Origin of the sequence: Escherichia sp. MOD1-EC5950, from assembly GCF_002965345.1 — a bacterium.
Taxonomy (GTDB): Bacteria; Pseudomonadota; Gammaproteobacteria; order Enterobacterales; family Enterobacteriaceae; genus Escherichia; species Escherichia marmotae.
In genome coordinates this window covers 63882-88672 of the sequence record NZ_PTSR01000007.1, presented here as the reverse complement: position 1 = coordinate 88672, position 24791 = coordinate 63882, and the positions used below count along the sequence as shown (strand labels likewise).

Genomic DNA, 24791 nt, shown 5'->3' with positions numbered 1-24791 from the left:
GGCGTTGCAAAGCCTTACCTGAAGGTAATAAAAATGAGCTGGGACGTTAAAACGTCACGGCCTTACGCATCCGGTAACGCCGTGAAAAGACAGGCTTACCGGAAAAGTTTTAATCTCCGTCGAGGGAGAGGCGTGGGATCAGGTTCCATATAACCTCCGGTAAGTGAAAAATAGCGCCAGGAATCCAATAATATTGGTAGCATTTATGCCGATATAATACCTGCAGACAACTAAACCAACGATAAACCAGACTTTGCCCATTGCGGTATGCACAGGTAAAGTTAGGCTCAAATAATTAAACCGCAAGTTACGGGGCAACAGGATGCAAAATCGGCTGACCATCAAAGACATCGCGCGCTTAAGCGGCGTGGGGAAATCCACGGTTTCCCGGGTGCTGAATAACGAAAGCGGCGTGAGTCAGCGCACACGTGAGCGCGTGGAAGCAGTGATGAATCAGCATGGATTTTCCCCTTCCCGCTCCGCACGCGCCATGCGTGGGCAAAGCGATAAAGTCGTCGCCATTATCGTTACCCGTCTGGATTCGTTGTCAGAAAATCTCGCCGTTCAGACCATGCTGCCTGCATTCTATGAACAGGGCTACGACCCAATCATGATGGAAAGCCAGTTTTCACCACAATTGGTCGCAGAGCATCTGGGCGTTCTGAAACGTCGTAATATTGACGGCGTGGTGCTGTTTGGTTTTACCGGCATAACGGAAGAGATGTTAGCCCACTGGCAGTCATCACTGGTGCTGATGGCACGTGACGCAAAAGGCTTTGCTTCAGTCTGTTATGACGACGAAGGGGCGATCAAAATCCTGATGCAGCGACTGTATGACCAGGGGCACCGCAATATCAGCTATCTCGGCGTGCCACACAGTGACGTCACTACCGGTAAGCGACGCCATGAGGCCTATTTGGCATTTTGCAAAGCGCATAAACTGCATCCCGTCGCCGCTCTGCCGGGCCTTGCCATGAAGCAAGGCTACGATAACGTGGAAAAAGTGATTACGCCTGAAACCACCGCGTTGCTGTGCGCAACCGACACGCTGGCACTTGGCGCAAGTAAATACCTGCAAGAGAAACGCATTGACACTCTACAGTTGGCGAGTGTTGGTAATACGCCGTTGATGAAGTTCCTCCATCCGGAGATCGTCACCGTTGATCCCGGCTACGCTGAAGCCGGACGCCAGGCGGCCTGCCAGTTGATCGAGCAGGTAACCGGACGCAGCAAACCCCAACAAATCGTCATCCCCGCCACCCTTTCCTGATCGTTGACTGAACGATAATTTGTGATCTTCGCTGCGTTTCGGGAACGTTCCCATTTTTAATATTCTCTTCCCACGATATTCTGCCATCAACCAAATATGTCATCTGCCACGGGGCTTTACGATGAGCAAAGTGAACCAAACGGATATCGACCAGTTGATTGAACTGGTCGGCGGGCGCGACAATATCGCGACGGTGAGCCACTGTATTACACGCCTGCGCTTTGTCCTCAACCAACCGACCAATGCCAGACCGAAAGAAATTGAACAATTACCAATGGTGAAAGGCTGCTTCACCAATGCCGGGCAATTTCAGGTGGTCATTGGCACCAACGTTGGCGATTACTATAAAGCGCTGTTGGCGAGGACTGGTCAGGCGCAGGTCGATAAAGAGCAGGTGAAAAAAGCTGCACGGCAAAATATGAAATGGCATGAACAGTTGATCTCCCATTTCGCAGAGATCTTCTTCCCGTTGCTACCGGCGCTAATTAGTGGTGGTTTGATCCTCGGTTTTCGCAATGTGATTGGCGATCTACCTATGAGCAACGGGCAGACGCTGGCGCAAATGTACCCTTCTCTAAAAACGATCTACGATTTTTTGTGGTTGATCGGTGAAGCGATCTTCTTCTACCTGCCAGTCGGAATCTGCTGGTCAGCGGTGAAAAAGATGGGTGGCACACCGATTCTCGGTATCGTACTTGGCGTGACGCTGGTTTCTCCACAATTGATGAACGCCTATCTGCTCGGGCAGCAGGTGCCAGAAGTATGGGACTTTGGCATGTTCAGCATCGCTAAAGTGGGCTATCAGGCACAGGTGATCCCGGCACTGCTGGCCGGGCTGGCGCTTGGCGTTATTGAAACCCGCCTTAAGCGCATCGTGCCAGATTACCTCTATCTGGTGGTTGTGCCGGTCTGTTCGTTGATCCTCGCGGTGTTCCTTGCCCATGCACTTATTGGTCCCTTTGGCCGCATGATTGGCGATGGCGTTGCCTTTGCGGTACGCCACCTGATGACCGGCAGCTTTGCGCCGATTGGTGCGGCATTGTTTGGCTTCCTGTACGCCCCGTTGGTGATCACCGGCGTACACCAGACCACGCTTGCTATTGATTTGCAGATGATTCAAAGCATGGGTGGCACGCCAGTGTGGCCGCTGATTGCACTGTCGAATATCGCTCAGGGCTCCGCCGTGATAGGTATTATCATTTCCAGCCGCAAGCACAATGAACGCGAGATCTCCGTGCCTGCCGCGATCTCCGCCTGGCTTGGGGTCACAGAGCCGGCAATGTACGGCATCAACCTGAAATATCGCTTCCCGATGCTGTGCGCGATGATTGGTTCTGGTGTGGCGGGATTGTTATGCGGCCTGAACGGCGTCATGGCGAACGGCATCGGTGTTGGCGGTCTGCCGGGCATTCTCTCTATTCAGCCGAGCTACTGGCAGGTGTTTGCGCTGGCAATGGCTATCGCCATCATCATTCCGATTGTACTCACCTCGTTTATCTACCAGCGGAAATATCGCCTGGGTACGCTTGAAATTGTTTAATTTTCTTCGGGGCGCACTTGCGCCCCCTCGCATTTGCAGGAATAACCTAATGACTAATCTTCCCCACTGGTGGCAAAACGGCGTTATCTACCAGATTTATCCAAAGAGTTTTCAGGACACCACCGGCAGCGGCACCGGCGATCTGCGCGGAGTCACCCTGCGCCTCGACTATCTACAAAAACTGGGGGTCGATGCTATCTGGTTGACCCCCTTTTATGTCTCTCCCCAGGTCGATAACGGTTACGACGTGGCGAACTATACGGCGATTGATCCCACGTATGGCACGCTGGATGATTTTGACGAACTGGTGGCGCAGGCGAAATCGCGCGGTATTCGCATTATTCTTGATATGGTGTTTAACCATACTTCTACCCAACACGCCTGGTTTCGCGAGGCGCTAAACAAAGAAAGCCCTTATCGTCAGTTTTATATCTGGCGTGACGGCGAACCAGGAATACCACCAAATAACTGGCGTTCTAAATTCGGCGGCAATGCCTGGCGCTGGCACGCAGAAAGCGAACAGTATTATTTGCATCTGTTTGCACCTGAACAGGCCGATCTCAACTGGGAAAACCCAGCAGTACGCACAGAACTGAAAAAAGTCTGTGAGTTCTGGGCCGATCGCGGGGTAGACGGGCTGCGTCTGGATGTGGTGAATCTGATCTCCAAAGACCCGCGCTTCCCTGACGATCTGGATGGCGACGGGCGTCGCTTCTACACCGACGGGCCACGAGTCCATGAGTTTTTGCACGAGATGAACCGTGATGTCTTTACACCACGCGGGTTGATGACCGTAGGTGAAATGTCCTCCACCAGCCTTGAACATTGCCAGCGATACGCGGCGCTGACAGGCAGTGAATTGTCGATGACCTTTAATTTTCATCACCTGAAGGTCGATTATCCCGGCGGTGAAAAATGGACGCTAGCTAAACCTGACTTTGTAGCGTTAAAAACATTGTTCCGCCACTGGCAACAGGGAATGCATAACGTCGCGTGGAATGCTTTGTTCTGGTGTAACCACGATCAGCCGCGCATTGTTTCTCGCTTTGGCGATGAAGGTGACTACCGAGAGCCTGCGGCAAAAATGCTGGCGATGGTGCTGCATGGTATGCAGGGAACGCCTTATATTTACCAGGGGGAAGAGATTGGCATGACCAATCCGCATTTCACACGCATTACCGATTACCGCGACGTGGAAAGCCTCAACATGTTTGCCGAACTGCGCAACTGCGGGTGTGACGCCGAAGAGTTATTGGCGATCCTCGCCAGCAAGTCCCGCGATAACAGCCGCACGCCAATGCAATGGAACAACGGCGATAACGCCGGGTTTACTACCGCCGAACCGTGGATTGCCGTGTGTGATAACTATCGGGAAATCAACGTGGAAGCCGCGCTGGCCGATGAATCTTCGGTGTTTTACACCTATCAGAAATTAATCGCGCTGCGTAAACAAGAACCCATTCTGACATGGGGCGATTACCAGGATCTGCTGCCAAACAGCCCTGCGTTGTGGTGCTATCGCCGCGAATGGCAGGGGCAAACCTTATTGGTGATTGCCAACCTTAGCCGCGACATACAACCCTGGCAGCCAGGGCAAATCCGCGGCGACTGGCAACTGTTAATGCACAACTATGAAGAAGCCTCCTCTCAACCGGGAGCCATGACATTACGGCCTTTTGAGGCTGCCTGGTGGTTGCAGAGATAATTCTTCTCCTGGCCCCGGTAAAGCGAGCATTTTCGGGGCCTTACATGGCAGCACATTGTTTTTGTTGGTTTTTTAAACAGAAAATTATTAAAAATTTACACATCGCTGTAGCGCCCGTCATCCGTACACTCTGCTTTTTACTTTGAGCTAAATCAAAAAAAGCTCAAACATCCTTAATGCAAAGCACTATATATAGACTTTAAAATGCATCGCAACCCAATATGTTGTATCCGTCGACTATACTTGCATCAAGATACACACCAACTAAGCCGACATAATTGTGGATAAGGCAGATTGGGACTGCTGTAACTCCCCGTAAAAAGAGCCAAATAAACCGGGGCGCACTTCCCAATTTTCTGTGTATAACCTGTTCTTAAAAATATGGAGCGATCATGACACCGCATGTGATGAAACGAGACGGCTGCAAAGTGCCGTTTAAATCAGAGCGCATCAAAGAAGCTATTCTGCGTGCAGCTAAAGCAGCGGAAGTCGATGATGCAGATTATTGTGCCACTGTTGCCGCTGTCGTCAGCGAGCAAATGCAAGGCCGCACCCAGGTCGATATCAACGAAATCCAGACTGCAGTTGAAAACCAGCTCATGTCTGGCCCGTACAAACAACTGGCTCGTGCTTACATCGAGTACCGTCATGATCGCGACATTGAACGTGAAAAACGCGGTCGCCTGAACCAGGAGATCCGTGGCCTGGTCGAGCAGACCAACTCTTCGTTGCTCAATGAAAACGCCAACAAAGACAGCAAGGTGATTCCGACCCAGCGCGACCTGCTGGCCGGGATTGTTGCTAAACACTATGCACGCCAGCATTTGCTGCCGCGTGACGTGGTTCAGGCGCATGAGCGTGGCGATATTCACTACCACGATCTCGATTACTCGCCGTTCTTCCCGATGTTCAACTGCATGTTGATCGACCTGAAAGGTATGTTGACCCAGGGCTTTAAGATGGGGAACGCCGAGATTGAACCGCCGAAGTCGATCTCTACGGCAACCGCAGTAACTGCACAGATTATCGCCCAGGTTGCCAGCCATATTTATGGCGGCACCACCATTAACCGTATCGACGAAGTTCTGGCACCGTTCGTCACTGCCAGCTACAACAAGCACCGTAAAACAGCGGAAGAGTGGAGCATTCCAGACGCTGAAGGCTACGCCAACTCTCGTACCATCAAAGAGTGCTACGACGCGTTCCAGTCGCTGGAATATGAAGTGAATACCCTGCACACAGCCAACGGTCAGACGCCGTTTGTCACCTTTGGCTTTGGTCTGGGTACTAGCTGGGAGTCGCGTCTGATTCAGGAATCTATCCTGCGTAACCGTATCGCGGGCCTCGGTAAAAACCGTAAAACTGCCGTGTTCCCGAAACTGGTGTTTGCGATCCGCGATGGCCTGAACCATAAAAAAGGCGATCCGAACTACGACATCAAACAACTGGCACTGGAGTGTGCAAGCAAGCGCATGTATCCAGACATTCTGAACTACGATCAGGTGGTTAAGGTTACTGGGTCGTTTAAAACGCCAATGGGTTGCCGCAGCTTCCTCGGCGTGTGGGAAAACGAAAACGGCGAGCAGATCCACGATGGACGTAACAACCTCGGCGTAATCAGCCTTAACCTGCCGCGTATTGCGCTGGAAGCAAAAGGTGATGAAGCCACCTTCTGGAAGCTGCTGGATGAACGCCTGGTGCTGGCGCGTAAGGCGCTGATGACCCGTATCGCCCGTCTGGAAGGCGTGAAAGCGCGCGTGGCCCCAATCCTCTATATGGAAGGTGCCTGTGGAGTACGTCTGAATGCTGATGACGACGTTTCTGAAATCTTCAAAAACGGTCGTGCATCGATTTCGCTGGGTTATATCGGGATCCACGAAACGATTAATGCGCTGTTCGGCGGCGAACATGTTTACGACAACGAGCAACTGCGTGCGAAAGGTATTGCTATTGTTGAACGTCTGCGTCAGGCGGTGGATCAGTGGAAAGAAGAAACCGGCTACGGTTTCAGCCTCTACAGTACGCCGAGTGAAAACCTGTGCGATCGCTTCTGTCGTCTTGATACTGCGGAGTTTGGCGTGGTGCCGGGCGTGACCGATAAAGGTTACTACACCAACAGTTTCCACCTCGATGTTGAGAAGAAGGTTAACCCGTACGACAAGATCGACTTTGAAGCGCCTTATCCGCCGCTGGCGAACGGTGGCTTCATTTGCTACGGCGAGTATCCAAATATTCAGCACAACCTGAAGGCGCTGGAAGATGTCTGGGATTACAGCTATCAGCATGTGCCGTATTACGGCACCAACACGCCGATCGATGAATGCTACGAATGTGGCTTTACCGGTGAGTTTGAGTGCACCAGCAAAGGCTTCACCTGCCCGAAATGTGGTAACCATGACACCTCCCGTGTGTCGGTGACTCGCCGCGTGTGCGGGTATTTAGGCAGTCCTGATGCGCGTCCGTTTAACGCCGGTAAACAGGAAGAAGTTAAGCGCCGCGTTAAACATTTGGGCAATGGGCAAATCGGTTGATCTTCACTCTGCGGTAAGCAAATGCCGGATGCGACGCGAAAGCGTCTTATCCGGCCTACACGCGGACTGATAAGCCAGGCAAAAATGAATTACCATCAATACTATCCTGTCGACATCGTTAACGGCCCCGGCACTCGCTGCACCCTGTTTGTCTCCGGGTGCGTCCATGAATGTCCTGGCTGCTATAACAAAAGCACCTGGCGGGTAAATTCCGGTCAACCGTTTACCAAAGAAATGGAAGACCAGATCATCAACGATCTGAACGACACCCGCATCAAACGCCAGGGTATTTCCCTCTCCGGCGGCGACCCGCTGCACCCACAAAACGTGCCGGATATTTTAAAACTGGTACAACGCATCCGCGCCGAGTGCCCTGGTAAAGATATCTGGGTATGGACAGGCTATAAACTCGACGAACTCAATGCTGCGCAAATGCAGGTTGTTGACTTGATTAACGTGCTGGTCGACGGCAAATTTGTGCAGGATTTAAAAGATCCGTCCCTGATCTGGCGCGGTAGCAGCAACCAGGTGGTGCATCATTTGCGGTAATCACTCATCCAGCCGTTTATCCGCCTCATCATAAACGGCTGAGTTCTCTCTCTTACCAATAGCTATCACCAACACGAGCAACGCTTTATCATTGACCTGATAGACCAGACGATATCCCAGTGTCCGAAACTTAATTTTGTAGCAGTCCGGCAAATCCCGCAGTTTAGCCGATGGATTGCTCGGCCTTTTCAGCACATTCTCAAGCTTTTTTAAAATTGTTCCCGGACTGCCACGCCCAGCTTTTGCCACTCTTTCAGCGCTCGCGGATCAAAGGCCAGCTCATAGTTCATCCAGTCGGACCTTAATGGCCTCTTGTGGGTTGGCCAGTCGTTCCCTGACAGTGCGTAACAAGGCTTCTTCGCTATCACTGACAGTGAGCGTTTTTACCGGCATTCGCCCATTTTCCGCAACGTACTGAAACAGCAGTCGCACTGCTTCAGTAGGTGTGATATTTAATTTTTCCAGCACCGCATAAGCCTCATTTTTCAGTTTGTCATCCAGGCGGACGTTAAGTGTGGCCATTATGCCTCCGGTAATTACGAAAAGTGTAATGCATTATAGCATTACATATGCATTACATTCATTTATGGAAAACGCCTCGCAAAAATGGGGCTACGCACAAGACAATGGTCGTGTTGAAAGTAAATTCTGCGTGGGATTTATGAAAGGAGAAGAGCGTTGGGCGGTGATGTTTCACCGCCCAATCCAGCATTAACGATACTTCTTGTGATAGGTGTTGCGGGTGGTTTTCAGTTGCTCTGCGGCGGCCTGTGCTTCTTTGACTTTACCTTCGTTCGCCAACTTCAGCGCGTCGTCAATCTGGCCGACCAGAATGTCGAAACCGTGACGGAAATCTTTCATTTCCGGACTGTCTGGCGATTTACCTTCCAGCTTCGGCGGCGTTGCTTTTTGCGCATCCAGCGCCGCGGCGCGCATTTTGGTTAACGCATCTTTGACTTGCGCCGCGTTATCCGCTTTTTCGACCACTTTTAAATTGTCGTTGAGGGTTTCCATATTGCCTTCCAGATCAGCGGCAAACGACGCCGAACTGAATACCAACGAGGAGACTGCAAGAATAGCTAACAGGCTTTTACGCATTGCTCACTTCCTTCCATTTTTCTTATTAAGATTCGGCGCGGCAGGTCGCGCCAGTTTTTTACTGCCCGGCGATTTTCATCTCCGGCAACAGTACAGAACCACACTGTATATTGCTGCGTGTTTCAATATCGTTACCGACGGTGACAATATTGCGCCACATATCTTTTAAATTACCTGCGATGGTGATTTCGCTAACCGGATACTGAATTTCGCCGTTTTCTACCCAGAAACCCGCGGCACCACGGGAATAATCACCGGTAATTGCGCTCACGCCCTGGCCCATCAATTCTGTCACCACCAGCCCGGTGCCCATCTCTTTGAGCATCTGCTCGAAGCTCAGACCTTGCCCGGCAATACGCCAGTTGTGGATACCGCCCGCATGACCGGTACTTTTCAGCCCCAGCTTGCGCGCAGAGTAGGAAGTCAGCAGCCACTGAGTCAGGATGCCATCTTTGATGATATCGCGACGCTCGGTGCGCACACCTTCACTGTCGAATGGCGTGGATGCCAACCCTTTTAGCAGATGCGGGTGTTCTTCAATGGTCAGCCAGTCAGGCAAAATTTGTTTACCGAGCGAGTCGAGCAGAAAAGTCGATTTGCGGTAGACCGCACCACCGGCAATCGCGCCGACCAGATGACCAAACAGCCCCGTGGCAACTTCATTGGCAAAAATTACCGGCGCTTTCATAGTGGAGAGTTTACGCGGTGACAGGCGCGATAAAGTACGGCGGGCGCAGTCTGCCCCGACCCATTCCGGCGTTTGTAGATCGCTCATCGCGCGACCAATGGTGTAGGCATAATCACGCTCCATATCGCCGTTCTCTTCGGCAATCACGCAACTGGAGAGTGAATGGCGCGTTGAACAGTAGCCCTGCAACATGCCGTGGCTGTTACCAAATACTTTTACCCCGTAGTGGCTGTTAAAACTGCCACCTTCGGTATTGGTGATGCGTTTGTCCGCCTTTAACGCAGCCTGTTCAGCACGGGCCGCCAGTTCAATGGCTTCATCCGGAGAGACTTCCGCAGGGTGGAACAAGTCGAGATCAGGCGCGTCAAAGGCCAGCAACTCTTTATCTGCCACGCCTGCGTAGGGATCTGGCGAGGTATAACGGGCAATATCCAGCGCCGCCTGTACGGTGCGGGCAATGGCCTGCGGGCTTAAATCGGTGGATGATGCACTACCTTTGCGGTTCTGGTGATAAACGGTGATCCCCAGCGCGCCATCGCTATTGAATTCGACATTCTCCACTTCACCATAACGCGTGCTTACGCTAATGCCGGTGGTCTTGCTGACGGCAACTTCTGCACCGTCCGATTTGCCTGAGGCCAACTCCAGCGCAGTCGAAACTGCTTCTTCCAGAATCTTGCGCTGCGCTTCAACTTGAGAGATTACTTTCATTGCAAGTGCCATAATGTAGAGAGTTTCTCTGAAGTCTAACAGAGAACCGTTTTTCAGTGCGCATCTTAACTGGTAACATTAGCCTCTTTTTTTAAGGAGCCTGACATGACTAAGCAGCCCGAAGACTGGCTCGACGACGTTCCCGGTGATGATATCGAAGACGAAGACGATGAAATTATCTGGGTCAGTAAAAGTGAAATTAAACGCGATGCCGAGGAGTTAAAACGCCTGGGTGCGGAAATTGTAGATCTGGGGAAAAACGCGCTGGATAAGATCCCGCTAGATGCGGATCTGCGCGCAGCTATCGAGTTAGCCCAGCGTATTAAGATGGAAGGCCGCCGCCGCCAGTTGCAGCTTATCGGTAAGATGCTGCGCCAGCGCGATGTAGAACCGATCCGTCAGGCGCTGGATAAGCTGAAAAACCGCCACAACCAGCAGGTTGTGCTGTTCCATAAACTGGAAAACCTGCGCGATCGTTTGATCGACCACGGTGATGATGCCATCGCTGAGGTATTGAACTTGTGGCCAGATGCCGATCGTCAGCAATTACGTGCTCTGATCCGCAACGCGAAGAAAGAGAAAGAAGGGAACAAGCCGCCGAAATCCGCACGACAGATTTTCCAGTATCTGCGTGAGTTAGCGGAGAACGAAGGGTAAGTTTTGTTGCTGATGTGAGTATGGTTTGCCGGATGCAGTGCACCGCCAGATCTGTAGGCCTGATAAGACGCGTCAAGCGTCGCATCAGGCGCTATGCTCAAATGCCGGATGCGGCGTGAACGCCCTATCCGGCCTACAAAAGCACGTTGCCCCTGTAGGCCTTATAAAACGTCTCAGGGTTACTGCGCGGCTTCCGCCTTCTTCGCCAGACCATCCAGCAGTTTCTGATGAATACCACCAAAACCGCCGTTGCTCATCACCAGAATATGGTCGCCAGGCTGGGCGGTTTTCACCACCATATCTGCCAACGCATCGACATCACCACTCCAGTGTGCAGGCTGAATACAGGCTTCCGCCACTTCGGCTACCTGCCACGGAATATGCGCCGGTTGCAACAGGAAGACTTCATCGGCACGACCTAACGACGGTGCTAAATCATCTTTGCAGACGCCCATCTTCATGGTGTTCGAGCGTGGTTCCAGCACGGCAATAATACGCGCCGTACCACCAACTTTACCGCGCAGCGCCGCCAGCGTTGCCAGAATTGCCGTCGGGTGATGGGCAAAATCGTCATATACCGTCACGCCATTTGCTTCACCACGCAGTTCCAGACGACGACGAGCGTTGATAAATGACCCCAGCGCATTAGCAGCATCTGCCGGAGCAACACCAACATGACGGGCCGCAGCAATCGCCATCAGACCGTTGTGCATGTTATGTTCCCCCACCAGCGACCATTTCACTTCACCCACTTTTTCACCATCCAGCAAAACTTCCCATTCGGAAGCGTCGGTGGTCAGCTTTTTCGCCTGCCAGTGTCCCTGCTCGCCCACCAGCTCCTGCTCGCTCCAGCAGCCCATCGCCATGGTCTGTTTCAGGTTGATGTCGTTTTCCGGCCAGATAATACGGCCCTGCCCCGGAACAATACGTACCAGATGGTGGAACTGTTTCTGGATCGCTTTCAGGTCGTCGAAAATATCGGCGTGATCAAACTCAAGATTATTGAGGATCAGCGTGCGCGGGCAGTAATGAACAAACTTAGAACGTTTGTCAAAGAAGGCGCAGTCATACTCATCCGCTTCGATAACAAAGAAGTCGCTTTCGCCCAGACGCGCCGAAACCTCAAAGTTTCCAGGTACACCGCCGATCACAAAACCCGGTTTATAGCCGCACTGTTCCAGAATCCAGGTCGCCATTCCCGCGGTAGTGGTTTTGCCGTGTGTACCAGCAACGGCCAGAACCCAGCGGTCACGCAGCACAAAATCGTGCAGCCACTGTGGACCTGACATATACGGAATGTTTTTTTCCAGTACCGCTTCCACACACGGATTTCCACGGGTCATGGCATTGCCAATAATCACCAAATCCGGCTGCGGATCGAGCTGGCTGGCATCGAAACCCTGAATCAGTTCAATGCCTTGCTTCTCAAGTAAGGTGCTCATCGGCGGATACACATTGGCGTCCGAACCCGTTACTTCATGGCCCAACTGGCGCGCCAGAATCGCCAGACCACCCATAAACGTGCCACAAATTCCTAAAATATGAATGCGCATACGTCATTATCCTTTTTTAATCTACCGCTCATTTTACGCATATGTCGGGCAAGTGAGAAACGCATTTCAGGATAATCCGTAATTTGCTGGCGCGATTCACCTGAGCGCAACATTCAGATTATTTGTTAAGATTGTTGCGGTCGCTTTACTCCATAAACATTGCAGGGAAAGTTTTATGAAAACGTTAGGTGAATTTATTGTCGAAAAGCAGCACGAGTTTTCTCATGCTACCGGTGAGCTCACTGCTTTGCTGTCGGCAATAAAACTGGGCGCCAAGATTATCCATAGAGATATCAACAAAGCCGGACTGGTTGATATCCTGGGTGCCAGCGGTGCTGAGAATGTGCAGGGCGAGGTGCAACAAAAACTCGACCTGTTCGCTAATGAAAAACTGAAAGCCGCATTGAAAGCGCGCGATATCGTTGCGGGCATTGCATCTGAAGAAGAGGATGGGATTGTCGTCTTTGATGGGTGTGAACACGCAAAATACGTTGTGCTGATGGACCCCCTGGATGGCTCGTCCAACATCGATGTTAACGTCTCTGTCGGTACTATATTCTCCATCTACCGCCGCGTCACGCCTGTTGGTACGCCGGTAACGGAAGAGGATTTCCTCCAGCCTGGTAATAAACAGGTTGCCGCAGGTTACGTGGTATACGGCTCCTCTACCATGCTGGTTTACACCACTGGCTGCGGCGTCCACGCCTTTACTTATGATCCGTCACTCGGCGTTTTCTGTCTGTGTCAGGAAAAAATGCGTTTCCCGGAGAAAGGCTCAACCTACTCCATCAACGAAGGAAACTACATTAAGTTTCCTAACGGCGTGAAGAAGTACATTAAATTCTGCCAGGAAGAAGATAAGTCCACCAACCGCCCGTACACCTCACGTTATATCGGTTCACTGGTCGCGGATTTCCACCGTAACCTGCTGAAAGGCGGCATTTATCTCTATCCAAGCACCGCAAGTCACCCGGACGGTAAACTGCGTTTGCTGTATGAATGCAACCCAATGGCATTCCTGGCGGAACAAGCTGGCGGTAAAGCGAGCGATGGCAAAGAGCGTATTCTGGATATCATCCCGGAAACCCTGCATCAGCGCCGTTCGTTCTTCGTCGGCAATGACCATATGGTTGAAGATGTCGAACGCTTTATCCGTGAGTTCCCGGACGCGTAATGGTCTAAAAACGCCGGAGCAGTCCGGCGTTTTTGCGTTTTAATTAACAAAAGTTAATTTGACGCGTTTAGAGACACGGAAATAGGGAACCCAGATAGCCAGATGAATGATATTTTTCAGCACACCCCATGCGTCTGAAAGATCAATTGTGGCATGAAGAAATTGTACTGCTCCCCAGGTATCAGCAACATTCAATGCGAAGAGCGCCAGAAGAAGGGCAATATAGTAGTGAGGAAGTTGGCGTTTCTTATTAAAAAACAAAAAAGTAGTATAACTCACCAACAGAAATATCGTGGCACATCCGACCACTTCCAGATAAAGCAGAGTTCTGAGCGGTTCTTCCTGACTGCCCTGAGCAAGCCCCCATGTTCGTACAAAAGAATAAATGCTCGAAATAATCACCAGCACTAAAGAAATAGCAGGTAAATACAGCCAACCTCCAATCCCCGTAAGCTTTTTATCAGCACAACCTTTACAATAATCGTCAGGTGGTAAAACAGCTACTCCACAACTTTTGCATGTTGTACTTAAATCCTCGCCTTCCTTTGCCCACATAAAAATATCCTTGTATATCAGTAAATTTACTCTTTTATTGTATTTTCCGGACTCACTCTTATTACTGGCGAACTCTGACGGTTCTCCCACAGCACCGTTAACCCACGCTGTAATGCAATGAAAATAAACAGCAAAATGCCGATGGCGATTTTCGTCCACCATGAACTCATCGTGCCGTCAAAGTTTATGTAAGTCTGAATGAGTCCCTGAATCGCTACGCCAAAAAGCGTTCCTAATACTGTCCCAACACCGCCGCTTAAAAGTGTACCGCCAATCACCACGGAGGCGATAGCGTCCAGTTCCACACCTACGCCTGCCAGCGCGTATCCGGCCTGGGTGTAAATAGAGAAGACAATCCCCGCCAGTGTCGCCAGTCCGGTGGAGAGCATATAAATGCGAATAGTGGTGCTGCGAGTAGAAATTCCCATCAGGTTTGCCGAAGTCGCGTTGCCACCAATGGCATATACCTGATTACCAAAACGGGTACGATGTGCGAGGAAAATACCAATAACCACCACCGCAAGCATCAGCAGCCCCATCGCGCTTAAGCGACCACCGCCGGGGATTTTCCACGCCAGGCTTGAGAGCGTTTCATAAATGGGATGGTTAATCGGGATCGACTCTTCCGAAACGAGATAGCTGACGCCGCGCAAAAAGAACATTCCTGCCAGGGTAATGATGAATGCCGGGATCTTCAGCGCGTCGATCAGAAGCCCCATAAATGCGCCGAAGGCACAGCCCATCACCAGTACCAGCGGGAAGGCCAATAGTGGCGAAAAGCCGAAGTCACCAATCACCTTTGCCAGAAACACGCCGGTAAAAGCGATCACCGAACCGACAGAAAGATCGATCCCACCGGAGAGGATCACAAAGGTCATGCCGACAGCGATGATCCCCAGAAAAGCGTTATCAGTCAGGATATTGCAGATCACCCGCGTGGAGGCAAAACCGGGAAACTGCGTCAGACAGTAGAGATAGCCCAACACAAAGACGCCGATGGTGATCATCAGTGGCAAGTTACGTTTTATCACGGCTACGCACTCCTTTAATCAGACTGATAAAGCGTTGCGACTGAACAATCAGCACGCAAAGCACCACCACCGCTTTCACCACCTGATTCATCTCCGGCGGAAAGCCCGAGAGCAAAATCCCGGTATTCATTCCCTGAATAATCAGCGCCCCCACCACCGAGAGCAGCAGGTTAAAGCGCCCGCCCATCAGTGATCCACCGCCGATCACCACCGCAAGAATGGCGTCCAGTTCCAGCCATAATCCAGCATTATTGGCGTCGGCACCGCGAATATCCGCCGCCACGATAATGCCCGCAATCGCCGCACACAGCCCGCTCAACACATAGGTGAGCATGACGATGATCCGCGTGTTCACTCCGGCATTTTTCGCTGCCCGAATGTTGATGCCAACAGCTTCAATAAACATCCCCAGCGCCGTTTTGCGAGCCAGCAACCAAAACAGAAGAAGTGTCAGCACTGCAATAATGACCGGCGTTGGCAGGAACAACAGCGATCCGCTGCCGAACCAGGAGAGATCCGGCGAGTTGAAAGTAACGATCTGTCCGGAGGTGATCAGTTGCGCCACGCCGCGCCCGGCAACCATCAGGATCAGAGTGGCGACAAACGGTTGAATTTTGAGGATCGCCACCAGAATGCCATTCCACAATCCAGCCAGAATGCCGGTGCCTAACGCACTGAGTAGCACAATCGGCACGCTATACCCCGCTACCGTCATCGCGGCCGTTGTGGCTCCGGCAATAGCCATCACCGCGCCTACGGAAAGATCGATGCCGCCAGTGGCGATCACCAGCGTCATGCCGATCGCCAGCAGCGCAACGGGAGCCGCGCGGTTAAGGATATCGATGGGACTCCCGAACAGACGCCCATCCTGAAGCACCACCTGCCAGAAATGCGGGGCGACCAGGCTATCGACCAGCAGCACCAGCAATAGCGCTGCCAGTTGCGGCATTCCCGTCGGCCAGCGAAAACGCCTTTTCGACGACGCGGTGTCAGGGAGAGATTGAGGCATCACACTGTTCTCCTTACGCCGCAATGGCGTTCATGATCGCCGGAACGGAAAGCTCTGCCAGCGGGATCTCTGCCACTTGTTTACGATCACGCATGATGATCACCCGATCGGCATAGCCCACCAGTTCTTCCAGTTCCGAGGAGATCACCAGCAGTGCCAGACCATCGGCGCACAACGTTTCAATCAGGCGGATGATCTCGGCGTGGGCACCAACGTCAATACCGCGCGTTGGCTCGTCGAGAATTAGAAATTGCGGACGAGTCAGCAGCCAGCGTGAAAGCAACACTTTTTGTTGATTACCGCCAGAGAGGAACTCTATCGGCTGTTCCGTGGAAGGGGTGCGAATACCGAGCTGGCGGATAAATCGTTCTGCTATTTCCTGCTGTTCTTTGCGTGAAATCGGTCGCAGCCAGCCGCGCTGGGCTTGTAAGGCAAGGATGATATTTTCCCGTACCGAAGCGGCAGCAATAATGCCATCGGTTTTCCGGTCTTCCGGACAGAAACCAATACCCAGTACCGATGCATGATGCGGCGATCGCAGGGTTTGCGGTTTACCTTTGATCAACGCTGTGCCGCTGTCGGCGGGTTTGATACCGAAGATCACTTCCGCAGTTTCTGTACGTCCTGATCCCAGCAAACCTGCCAACCCGACGATCTCGCCGGGACGAATTTCCAGATCAAACGGCGCGATCGTCCCTTTCTTGCCGTAATTGTTAAACTCGGCAACAGGTTTGTCGCTCAACAATGTTCGCCCGGCACGCTGTAGCGCATGAGTGTCGAGTTCACGCCCCAGCATCATTTTCACCAGTTCGATCTGCGGAAGCTCGCGGGTTTCCCGACAGCCAACAAAGCTGCCGTTGCGTAAGACGGTGATCCGATCACTGACCTGGTATACCTGATCGAGAAAGTGAGTGACGAAGATCAGGCTGACGCCGCGATCTCGAAGCTGGCGCATCAGGCCAAACAATAGTTCCACTTCCTGGGTGTCGAGGCTGGCGGTGGGTTCATCAAGGATCAGCACTTTGACGGAGAGATCGATGGCCCGGCAAATGGCGACGATTTGCTGCATTGCCACCGAAAAACGGTTGAGCGGTTCGCGCACGTCGAGGGAGAAACCGTAGGATGCCATTAACCCGGTTGCGCGCTTTTCCATCTCTTTGCGCCGTAGCAAGCCGAAACGTTTGGGCTCACGGCCGATAAAGAGATTGTCGGCAACCGACATATTGGGTAACAGGTTGACTTCCTGGTAGACGGTGCCGATGCCAAGCTGTTGTGCATGGGCTGTGTTTTTCGGTGAGATGGCCTGGCCTTCCAGCCAGATTGTGCCGCGATCGGCATGGTAAACGCCGGTTAATGCTTTAATCAGCGTCGATTTTCCTGCCCCGTTTTCACCAAGCAGTGCCATAATTTCACCACGACGCAAGCTGAAGTCAACGTTATCTAACGCTTTGACGCCGGGGAAGAATTTGCTTAATCCTTCGGTACGGAGGATTTCCTGGTGTTGGTCGGTAGTCATAGCTCTCCCAGTGTAAAGCGGGCTCCTGGCAGGCCTGATAAGACGCACCAGCGTCGCATCAGGCATCTGCGCACAAATGCCGGATGCGGCGTGAACGCCTTATCCGACCTACCAGTCGGCATCGGTTTGTAGGCCTCAATACCCCATATTTTTCTTCTTCTCTAACTCTTCTTTTGCGGTATCAGGCAGATAAAGGGTGGACTTAGTCAGCGTCAGCTTTTCAGGCATGGTGCCGTCTTTCTTGTATTTCTCCAGCGCGTCGAAAGCTGGGCCTGCCATGTTTGGCGTCAGTTCAACACTGGCATTCGCTTCACCATCAATCATCGCTTTGTAGATATCCGGCACGCCGTCGATAGAGCCTGTCAGAATATCTTTGCCCGGCTTCAGACCCGCTTCTTTAATCGCCTGAATCGCGCCTATTACCATGTCGTCGTTATGGGCGTAAACCATGCAGATATTTTTGCCGTTGTTTTCCGCTTTGATAAAGCTCTCCATAACTTCTTTGCCTTTACTACGGGTGAAATCACCGGATTGCGAACGGATAATTTTGATATTTGGCGCATTCTTAATAGCTTCGGCAAAACCTTTCTTACGGTCGATGGCAACGCTCGCCCCAACGGTGCCTTGTAACTCAACCACGTTACACGGTTTACCGTTGACCTCTTTCACCAGCCAGTCACCAATCAACTTGCCTTCCAGAATGTTGTCAGCAGTAACGGTCGTCATATAGAGAGATTTGTCTTTCACATCGATGGAACGGTCGAGCAAAAAGACCGGAATTTCGGCATCTTTCGCCTCTTTTAATACTGGTTCCCAGCCCGTCGCCACCACCGGAGCGATAAAGATCGCATCCACACCTTGTGCGACGAAGGAACGTACCGCTTTAATCTGGTTTTCCTGCTTTTGCTGACCATCGGCAATTTTTAGCGTGATACCGCGCTTTTCTGCCTCACTTTTCGCCACGTTGGTTTCTGCGGCACGCCAGCCGGACTCCGATCCGACCTGCGAAAATCCTACGGTTAAGGGAGCGGCCAATGCCATAGACGACATGGCTGCTGAGACCGCAGAGACTACAAGTAAGCGTTTCCACATAGGGTTGTCCTCGTCGGGGTGATTATTATTGTTTAAAAGATGTTCGCGAAAAAACTATAGACAATCGGTCATGTAACAGATTGCGTTACTTCACACTTCAAAAAAGTAAATACATCGTTAATCACAAGTTTGTAATCGCTTTCATCTCGCTATGAAAAATGCGGCTACGGTTATGGATTTTCCTGCTCTGTAAACCGTCTTAAAGCTGGCGAAAAAGGAAAAAGAGGACGAAAACAAGCGAAGACATTCGGCGCGAGTTGGCTATAATACTCGGCACTTGTTTGCCACATATTTTAAAGGAAACAGACATGAGCTTACTCAACGTCCCTGCGGGTAAAGATCTGCCGGAAGACATCTACGTTGTTATTGAGATCCCGGCTAACGCAGATCCGATCAAATACGAAATCGACAAAGAAAGCGGCGCACTGTTCGTTGACCGCTTCATGTCCACCGCAATGTTCTATCCATGCAACTACGGTTACATCAACCACACTCTGTCTCTGGATGGTGATCCGGTTGACGTACTGGTCCCGACTCCGTACCCGCTGCAGCCGGGTTCTGTGATCCGTTGCCGTCCGGTTGGCGTTCTGAAAATGACCGACGAAGCCGGTGAAGATGCAAAACTGATTGCGGTTCCGCACAGCAAGCTGAGCAAAGAATACGATCACATCAAAGACGTTAACGATCTGCCGGAACTGCTGAAAGCGCAGATCGCTCACTTCTTCGAGCACTACAAAGACCTCGAAAAAGGCAAGTGGGTGAAAGTTGAAGGTTGGGAAAACGCTGAAGCCGCTAAAGCTGAAATCGTTGCTTCCTTCGAGCGCGCAAAGAATAAATAATTTCTTGTATACTCTAAATAATTCAAGTTGCAGGAAGGCGACAAGCGAGTGAATTCCCGGGCACCTACATAAGTAAGTGACTGAGGTGAGCGAACGCAGACACAGTACATGCAACTTGCAGCATGACGAGTATATCGTAATAACCCTGAACACCGGGCTTCGGTTAGTAAGGGTTTTTATTTTATATTGACACCTGTTTTGTCTTGCAAAAAACAACCGAATCCGGTGTTGGTAAGGCACAAAGCCCTTCTTATCACATGAATGGTAGACACGTGTTTGGGTAAAACATAGAGGTTCACCTGAAACCGTCATAATTTCATTCAATGCAGATCACGTTTTTTCTCTATACCGATTGAAAGACAACAACATCACTTAGATAATCTGTCGAAATAACCCATTTCTATGATGGCGTGCTACTGCGAAAGCAGGCAAGACCAAAATAGAAATGCTCTCCCGCCAAGGGGAGCATTTCTATTTTGGTCTTTTTTTTTGCCTCAACCCAGGGAACACTATGAACTATAACGAAACAGCAGACAAAATCCTCCACTCGGTGGGTGGTGCGGAGAATATCCGAATGCTCACCCACTGCGCGACCCGCTTGCGCATGGAGTTTAACGATCGCGCAAAGGTTAACGATACGCAGATTGGCGCTATCCCCGGCGTGATAAGCGTGGTGGAGAAAGGCGGTCAGTTCCAGATTGTTATCGGCAATGAGGTGCAGCAGGTTTATCGCCTGCTCAATAAGGCGCTGCCGGAGAAGAAAGGCCCCTCAAGCGGTGGCAAAAACGCCAAACCCACCGGTATCATCGCACGCATTATCAGCGTGATTTCGACCACCTTCACCCCAGTGATCCCGGCCATTACCGGCGCCGGGATGATCAAGGCACTGCTGGCTATCCTCAAACTAACGGGCGTGATTAGCGAAACCAGTTCAACCTATCAGCTACTCAACATTATTGCCGACGCGGCCTTCTTCTTCCTGCCAGTGCTGCTGGCCTACGGGGCATCGCTGAAATTTGAATGTAACCCGATTCTGGCGATGACCCTCGCGGGCGTACTGCTGCATCCGGGCATCGGCCAGATGCTGGCAGCGGGGAAAGCGGTTGATTTTGTCGGTATCAACGTCCTGCTTTCCGATTACGCCGGGTCAGTGCTGCCAATTATTCTGACGGTCTGGCTGATGTCGTGGGTGGAGCGCTTCGCGGAGAAGGTTTCGCCGTCGATCATTAAGTTCTTTGTTAAGCCGATGCTGATCCTGTTGATCACCGCGCCACTGGCGCTGGTGCTCGTCGGCCCTGCGGGTATTTTGCTTAACGATCTGGTGGCGGCTGGCGCGGGCGCTATTGATCGCCACGCCAGTTGGTTAATTCCGATGCTGATGGGCGCTCTGCAACCCTTCCTGATTATTACCGGCACCGCCTGGGCGATGACGCCAATCGCTACCGGTCAGTTGAGTAAAAACGGTTTTGAGATGATCAACGGGCCGGGAATGCTGGCGTCAAACGTGGCAATGGGCGCGGCGACGCTGTGCGTGGCGCTGAAAACCAAAAATAACAACCTGCGCCAGTTGGCCTCATCATCGGGCTTTACCGCGCTGCTGGGGATCACCGAACCGGCACTGTACGGGGTATTACTCAAGTTCCGCCGGGTACTGATTGCCGCGATGATCGGTGGCGGCTGCGCCGGGATTTATGCTGGTGTGAGCGGTCTGGTGCGCTATGCGTTTGTCTCCCCAGGACTTGCGGCGCTGCCGGCGTTTATCGGTGAAAACCCGATGAATATCGTCCATGCGCTAGTGACCTGTGCGATTTCTATCGTAGTAACCTTTGCCCTGACCTGGTTTATCGCCTTTAAAGATACGCCTGAAGAGCAAGAAGAGGTCAGCGAGGCTCCGCAGCCTGTCGTTAGCCCGAAAATTGAGGGTGAGATTGAAGTACTCAGCCCGCTGCGCGGTCAGGTGATGGCGCTGAACGAAGTGAATGATGATGTCTTTTCCGGTGGCCTGCTGGGAGAAGGCGTGGCGATCCAACCACAGGAAGGGGTTCTGCGTGCGCCGTTTAACGGTACTGTAATGATGTTTCTACCTTCCTGCCACGCCGTTGGTTTACAAAGTGAAAGCGGACTTGAGCTGCTGATCCATATCGGTATCGATACCGTTAATCTTAACGGCCAGCACTTTAGCTCATCGCTGAAAGTAGGCGACAAGGTGGAGGTCGGACAGGAGCTAATCCGCTTTGATATCCCCGCCATCGAACAGGCCGGGTATGACCTGATTACCCCGGTGATTGTGGTCAATGGCGACGAGCAGCACTCCCTGCGCCTTACCACCGCCGCGCAGGTCGATTACGGCGAACAACTGATGGTGCAATCCGCTAAGGAGGTGCAGGTATGATTTATCAAAAGAAAACGCAGTTCCCGGACGGTTTTCTGTGGGGCGCGTCCACTTCGGCCTATCAGGTTGAGGGCGCGTGGAATGAAGACGGTAAAGGACCGTCGGTAGTCGACATGCTCAGCCATCCGCCTGGAACGGCTGACTTCCGCATTGCCAGCGATCACTATCATCGCGTGGAGGAAGACGTAGCGCTGATGGCGCAGATGGGGCTGAAGGCCTACCGCTTTTCGGTGGCCTGGTCGCGGGTGATACCTGACGGTGATGGCCCGGTGAATCCGGACGGGTTAGCCTTTTATCACCGCCTGATCGACGCCCTGACACGCCACGGAATAACCCCCATCGTCACATTGTATCATTTCGACTTGCCCTGGGCTCTGGAGTTGAAAGGCGGCTGGCTGAACCGCAAAACCGGGGAGGCGTTTGTTCGTTACGCCCGTCTGCTGTTCAGCGAGTTTGCCGATAAAGTCCCGCTATGGCTGACGATTAACGAACAGAACACCATGATCCTGCATCCCGGCGCGATTGGCGTACCCGCCAATCGTGAACTGCCGGATAAGAAGGCGCTGTACCAGCAGAATCATCATATGATGCTGGCTCAGGCGCAGATCTTCGCCCTGTGCCACCGCGAATTCCCTGGGCTGCGCATCGGCCCGGCGATAAACACCACTTCGATGTACGCCGAAAGTTGCAAACCGGAAGACGCTATTGCCGCGCATAACTGGGAAACGCTGCGCTGCTGGAGTTTTTTAGATGTAGCGGTACATGGTCGCTACAACGCCCTGGCGTGGGCGTATTTGCAGGATCGCGGCCTCGCGCCGGAAATGCAGCCAGAAGATGCGCTGATTTTGCAGCAGGGGCGGCCGGATTTTATCGCCATTAACTACTACTCAACCGCGACGATTGCTGCCAGCCGGGGCGATGGTGCCGATGTTGCCCCCCGCGCGGGCGATCAACAAATTATGCTGGGCGAAGAGGGCGTTTATCGGCCAGCGGAAAATCCGTGGGTCGGCAAAACGCCTTACGGCTGGGTCGTTGATCCGGTGGGATTGCGCCTGACGCTGCGTAAAGTGTGCGAGCGCTACGGCCTGCCGATTCTGATCAGCGAAAACGGTATGGGCGCACCGGATAAGCTGGAGCATGATGGGACGGTGAATGACGATTACCGTATCGCTTTCCTTGAGGCGCACATTGAGCAAATGCGTCTGGCAATTGCTGACGGCGTCGAGCTGATGGGCTACTGCCCATGGGCAGCAATTGATGTGGTAAGCACTCACCAGGGATACGCTAAGCGCTACGGTTTTATTTATGTCGATCGCGGCGAGGATGATCTGAAGAGTTTGCAAAGGATCCGCAAACGCAGTTTCTGGTGGTATAAGGATGTCATCGCGCAAAACGGTAACCACAACGAGTCTCAGAGATGATTGTTCAGAAGGTGCTCAATAATAGCCTGGTGCTCTCCCTTGATGACGATAACAGGGAAGTTATCGTCATGGGGAAAGGTATTGGCTTCAACAGCAGACCCGGGGACGAGATCGCCCCGGAGCAGATAGAGAAGCTATTTGTAACCCAGACGCTTGACGAACGCAGCGGCTATCTTGAGGCACTTTCCGCTATACCGGATGAAGTCATCGAAATGGCTGCGATGATTATTTCCCGTGCCAACATGCAGCTTTCGAGCAAAGTTCGTGAGCAGATTTTCTTTACCCTTGCCGATCACCTGGCTTTTGCCATCGAGCGCAGCCGCAAAGGGATCACCATTCAAAACCGCCTACTACCGGAGGTCAGGCGGTTTTATCCACAACAGTTCCACATCGCCAGCGAGGCTGTAACCATTATTCGCCAGCAGTACGGTATTGAACTACCGGAAGAGGAAGCCGGGAATATCGCTTTTCATCTTGTGAATGGTCAGAGCGAAGGCGACGACGTAGCGCAAACCATGCAGTCAGTGAAAATGTTGAAGGATATTTTTAATCTCGTGCAGTACCACTTTAAGCAGGAGATCGACACTGAATCGATTAATTACTCACGTTTTCTTATCCATATGCAGTTTTTCCTTCAGCGTTTACAGGAGGGAGAACTGGATAGCTCGCGGGACAGTTTCCTGCTAGTGCAAGTGATTAAAGAGTATCCAGAAGCCTGGCAGTGTACGCTACTGATCCGCGATTATATCAAGGTTCAACTCGGTATCACCCTCAGAGGTAACGAACTGCTATGGCTCACAGTCCATCTGGTGAGGATAACTGGACTTGATGCATAAACAGGATGCCTCTGTTTAAATTGACGTATAACATTTGCTTTTGAGAACGCATCTTGCCTGTTCAGAGCCGCTTGCTGGAAATAAGCCGCTCCTGCTCATTCTCACCATTTAAATTGCAAGATGTTTTACCCCTGCGCATTAATGAACACCAGCAGCGTTTTTTATGCGTTAACAGATATAGAAAGCGACTCGGAAGGAAAAGAAACAGGCGGGAAAGTTACAAAACAGAATGCGTGTCGTCTCGCAAAAACAACGCCACCCGAAGGTGGCGTGTTTAATTATGGCTTATCCCTGTCTAACCAGTCGCCGCTTGCAATCAGCTTTAATCCATCGACGGGTCGTTGATATACGTACATCCATGCACTCCCGTACGGCGTCTGAATCAACTGGCGCGCGTATTCACCGCCCCTGGTGCGCAAGGCATCAAGTTCGGCCAGCGTGGCGTTGTCAATACGATAAACTTCACCGTGTACCGTTCCGTTCCCCGGAACTGCGCCTGGATAGTGGCCCAGGCTATACAACTGGTAGTTATCGATACTGAAATCGCCCAGCAACTGGGCATTGGTCATCCAGTGGCTGTTGCCTTGTTTGTGGCGTAAACTGCCGTAGACAAATATTCGCATA

General features: G+C 51.9%; 23 protein-coding genes and 1 pseudogene. 12 read left to right on the top strand and 12 right to left on the bottom strand.

Annotated features, from left to right (window positions below; translation table 11 throughout):
• Positions 1-95 precede the first annotated feature (95 nt).
• Positions 96-149: a mgtA regulatory leader peptide MgtL gene (gene mgtL, locus BEA93_RS10325; protein WP_001387276.1), complete on the bottom strand. Its 54-nt coding sequence runs from the start codon at positions 147-149 to the stop codon at positions 96-98.
• A gap of 173 nt (positions 150-322) precedes the next feature.
• On the opposite strand from mgtL, the gene treR reads away from it, so the two are divergent.
• From treR to nrdG, 5 genes are all read left to right on the top strand, one after another.
• Positions 323-1270, top strand: coding sequence for a trehalose operon repressor TreR (gene treR / locus BEA93_RS10320; RefSeq protein ID WP_105224541.1), 948 nt, complete (start codon positions 323-325; stop codon positions 1268-1270).
• Positions 1271-1391: 121 nt separating this feature from the next.
• Positions 1392-2810, top strand: a complete 1419-nt coding sequence (gene treB / locus BEA93_RS10315) for a PTS trehalose transporter subunit IIBC (protein ID WP_000049038.1) — start codon at positions 1392-1394, stop codon at positions 2808-2810.
• Between the two features lie 49 nt (positions 2811-2859).
• The gene (gene treC, locus BEA93_RS10310) at positions 2860-4515 is read left to right on the top strand and encodes an alpha,alpha-phosphotrehalase (RefSeq protein ID WP_085449522.1); all 1656 of its coding nucleotides are present in this window, start codon (positions 2860-2862) and stop codon (positions 4513-4515) included.
• Positions 4516-4907: 392 nt separating this feature from the next.
• Positions 4908-7046 (top strand): anaerobic ribonucleoside-triphosphate reductase, encoded by a 2139-nt coding sequence (nrdD, locus tag BEA93_RS10305; RefSeq protein ID WP_000187807.1) that lies wholly within the window; start codon positions 4908-4910, stop codon positions 7044-7046.
• 84 nt (positions 7047-7130) lie between these two features.
• A complete protein-coding gene (gene nrdG / locus BEA93_RS10300) occupies positions 7131-7595 on the top strand; it encodes an anaerobic ribonucleoside-triphosphate reductase-activating protein (protein WP_001106237.1) in 465 nt (154 codons plus the stop codon).
• On the opposite strand, the pseudogene BEA93_RS10295 reads toward nrdG, so the two are convergent.
• Both BEA93_RS10295 and BEA93_RS10290 read right to left on the bottom strand, forming a co-directional pair.
• Positions 7596-7885, bottom strand: a pseudogene (locus BEA93_RS10295) (type II toxin-antitoxin system RelE family toxin).
• Positions 7875-8117: a type II toxin-antitoxin system RelB/DinJ family antitoxin gene (locus tag BEA93_RS10290; protein ID WP_000212715.1), complete on the bottom strand. Its 243-nt coding sequence runs from the start codon at positions 8115-8117 to the stop codon at positions 7875-7877. Before BEA93_RS10290 ends, BEA93_RS10295 begins: the two are co-directional and overlap by 11 nt.
• 28 nt (positions 8118-8145) lie before the next feature.
• On the opposite strand from BEA93_RS10290, the gene BEA93_RS10285 reads away from it, so the two are divergent.
• Positions 8146-8310, top strand: coding sequence for a hypothetical protein (locus tag BEA93_RS10285; RefSeq protein WP_228029481.1), 165 nt, complete (start codon positions 8146-8148; stop codon positions 8308-8310).
• Here BEA93_RS10285 and cybC read toward each other — a convergent pair.
• A complete protein-coding gene (cybC, locus tag BEA93_RS10280) occupies positions 8307-8693 on the bottom strand; it encodes a cytochrome b562 (protein ID WP_001232257.1) in 387 nt (128 codons plus the stop codon). The two genes, BEA93_RS10285 and cybC, sit on opposite strands and share 4 nt — an antisense overlap.
• A gap of 58 nt (positions 8694-8751) precedes the next feature.
• Positions 8752-10104 carry a metalloprotease PmbA gene (gene pmbA / locus BEA93_RS10275; protein ID WP_001162190.1) on the bottom strand — a complete coding sequence of 451 codons (1353 nt, stop codon included), beginning with the start codon at positions 10102-10104 and terminating at the stop codon, positions 8752-8754.
• Between the two features lie 93 nt (positions 10105-10197).
• Here pmbA and yjgA point away from each other — a divergent pair, with 93 nt between their 5' ends.
• Positions 10198-10749 (top strand): ribosome biogenesis factor YjgA, encoded by a 552-nt coding sequence (yjgA, locus tag BEA93_RS10270; RefSeq protein ID WP_000166266.1) that lies wholly within the window; start codon positions 10198-10200, stop codon positions 10747-10749.
• Between the two features lie 179 nt (positions 10750-10928).
• Here yjgA and mpl read toward each other — a convergent pair whose 3' ends face one another.
• The gene (gene mpl / locus BEA93_RS10265) at positions 10929-12302 is read right to left on the bottom strand and encodes a UDP-N-acetylmuramate:L-alanyl-gamma-D-glutamyl-meso-diaminopimelate ligase (protein ID WP_001219774.1); all 1374 of its coding nucleotides are present in this window, start codon (positions 12300-12302) and stop codon (positions 10929-10931) included.
• 175 nt (positions 12303-12477) lie between these two features.
• Between mpl and fbp the strand changes: the two genes are divergently transcribed.
• Positions 12478-13476: a class 1 fructose-bisphosphatase gene (gene fbp, locus BEA93_RS10260; protein ID WP_000853758.1), complete on the top strand. Its 999-nt coding sequence runs from the start codon at positions 12478-12480 to the stop codon at positions 13474-13476.
• Positions 13477-13515: 39 nt separating this feature from the next.
• Here fbp and BEA93_RS10255 read toward each other — a convergent pair whose 3' ends face one another.
• The 5 genes from BEA93_RS10255 to ytfQ all read right to left on the bottom strand — a co-directional run bounded on the left by BEA93_RS10255 (position 13516) and on the right by ytfQ (position 18679).
• Positions 13516-14031 (bottom strand): DUF2569 domain-containing protein, encoded by a 516-nt coding sequence (locus tag BEA93_RS10255; protein ID WP_000263317.1) that lies wholly within the window; start codon positions 14029-14031, stop codon positions 13516-13518.
• Positions 14032-14057: 26 nt separating this feature from the next.
• Positions 14058-15062 (bottom strand): galactofuranose ABC transporter, permease protein YjfF, encoded by a 1005-nt coding sequence (yjfF, locus tag BEA93_RS10250; RefSeq protein ID WP_000596001.1) that lies wholly within the window; start codon positions 15060-15062, stop codon positions 14058-14060.
• Complete coding sequence (gene ytfT, locus BEA93_RS10245; RefSeq protein WP_001468307.1) at positions 15049-16071, bottom strand: galactofuranose ABC transporter, ATP-binding protein YtfT; 1023 nt, start codon at positions 16069-16071, stop codon at positions 15049-15051. Before ytfT ends, yjfF begins: the two co-directional genes overlap by 14 nt.
• A gap of 13 nt (positions 16072-16084) precedes the next feature.
• A complete protein-coding gene (ytfR, locus tag BEA93_RS10240) occupies positions 16085-17587 on the bottom strand; it encodes a galactofuranose ABC transporter, ATP-binding protein YtfR (protein ID WP_105224542.1) in 1503 nt (500 codons plus the stop codon).
• Between the two features lie 135 nt (positions 17588-17722).
• The gene (gene ytfQ / locus BEA93_RS10235) at positions 17723-18679 is read right to left on the bottom strand and encodes a galactofuranose ABC transporter substrate-binding protein YtfQ (protein ID WP_000265933.1); all 957 of its coding nucleotides are present in this window, start codon (positions 18677-18679) and stop codon (positions 17723-17725) included.
• Positions 18680-18987: 308 nt separating this feature from the next.
• Between ytfQ and ppa the strand changes: the two genes are divergently transcribed.
• From ppa to licT, 4 genes are all read left to right on the top strand, one after another.
• Entirely contained in the window at positions 18988-19518 is a 531-nt protein-coding gene (gene ppa / locus BEA93_RS10225) for an inorganic diphosphatase (protein WP_000055070.1), read from the top strand.
• 511 nt (positions 19519-20029) lie between these two features.
• Positions 20030-21910 (top strand): beta-glucoside-specific PTS transporter subunit IIABC, encoded by a 1881-nt coding sequence (locus BEA93_RS10220; protein ID WP_001108705.1) that lies wholly within the window; start codon positions 20030-20032, stop codon positions 21908-21910.
• Entirely contained in the window at positions 21907-23331 is a 1425-nt protein-coding gene (locus tag BEA93_RS10215; RefSeq protein WP_000640262.1) for a glycoside hydrolase family 1 protein, read from the top strand. The genes BEA93_RS10220 and BEA93_RS10215 overlap by 4 nt, the downstream gene beginning before the upstream one ends.
• Positions 23328-24167, top strand: coding sequence for a BglG family transcription antiterminator LicT (licT, locus tag BEA93_RS10210; RefSeq protein ID WP_000636962.1), 840 nt, complete (start codon positions 23328-23330; stop codon positions 24165-24167). Before BEA93_RS10215 ends, licT begins: the two co-directional genes overlap by 4 nt.
• Before the next feature lie 278 nt (positions 24168-24445).
• Here licT and BEA93_RS10200 read toward each other — a convergent pair whose 3' ends face one another.
• Positions 24446-24790 carry a gamma-glutamylcyclotransferase family protein gene (locus tag BEA93_RS10200; RefSeq protein ID WP_001219159.1) on the bottom strand — a complete coding sequence of 115 codons (345 nt, stop codon included), beginning with the start codon at positions 24788-24790 and terminating at the stop codon, positions 24446-24448.
• Between the last annotated feature and the right edge of the window lies 1 nt (position 24791).